The following is a 1087-nucleotide window of genomic DNA, read 5'->3' on the forward strand; positions in this document are numbered from 1 at the left end:
TTTTTTTGGACGCAGGATTTACCCATACCTTTTTACCATAAACAGGGGTACTTGAAGTCTGCTCTTCCTGAGAAGCCTTTCTAGGTCGATTGAGGCTTAATTTTTGGCGTTCTGTCATCGTTTAATCTTTAAACAGGTTACTCATTTCAGTATCAGTGAGACCCGTTGATAGTTTCACGATATCTCTTTCTACCCCTTTCTCAAGAAGTTGACGCGCTATCTTCATCGAAGCCTGTTTTTCTCCTTCAAGTTTACCTTCTAATTTACCTTCTAATTTACCTTCTTGAACGCCATCATTTTTGCCTAATTGGTAGCCTTCCAGCTTTCCTCTTTGTAATCCTTCTTGTAACCCTTCTTGTCTTAATGCTTGAGCAATAGTCATAAGTGCTCCTTCGTGTTTCTCTGATTGTTTGGCTATCTCGGTGATAAATTCCATCGGTTTTTGAGCATTACCTTCCTGAATGAGATAGTTAAACAGTGTAATAACCTGATTATCGGTATAATAATTATACGACAACAGTGTGATAATTTCACTCAAAAGCTCGGTCATATCCCGTCTGCGGATGTGCTTTTGTATTAATTCCAACAAAGCCATTCGCCTATGCTGCATTATTTCACCATCATCAAGTGTGGTGACATCGGCCAATCGAAAAGAATTGGTATAAATACGCTCGGCTAGTTTTCTGTCATGAAAACAGTCCAACCAATTAGTGCTATAGGGATGAGGACTTTGTTCACCACAATAAAATAACATTGGGAAAACGAGCGGTAATTGCTTATTTCCCTGTTCTAAATGTTTCTGCATCGCAGCCATACTATAACGCATTAATCGCCATGCAATGAGCTTATCAGGAGTGGATTGGTGCTCAATTAATACATAGATATATCCGCTTCCCTTTGAGATACTGACTGAATAGAGAATATCACTCTGGTAACTTTTCATCTCCGCATCGATGAATGAGCCAGATTCCACTTTTAGGCTCTCTAAGTCGCATAGTGCTTTAATCTCATCCGGTAGCCAGACATCAAAGAAGTCTTTTGCCGTCTCTTTTTCGCTTAGAAATTGTTTAAACACAGCATCGTGTGG

1 protein-coding gene is annotated in these 1087 nt (G+C 39.6%); it reads right to left on the reverse strand.

Going from position 1 to position 1087, the window contains the following annotated elements; all coding sequences use genetic code 11:
• Positions 1–121: 121 nt before the first annotated feature.
• Positions 122–1087: Rpn family recombination-promoting nuclease/putative transposase (locus tag G468_RS0119285; protein ID WP_026824314.1), on the reverse strand; the 966-nt coding region annotated here is incomplete at its 5' end.

The sequence above is a fragment of the Arsenophonus nasoniae DSM 15247 genome (assembly GCF_000429565.1).
GTDB classification, from domain to species: Bacteria; Pseudomonadota; Gammaproteobacteria; order Enterobacterales; family Enterobacteriaceae; genus Arsenophonus; species Arsenophonus nasoniae.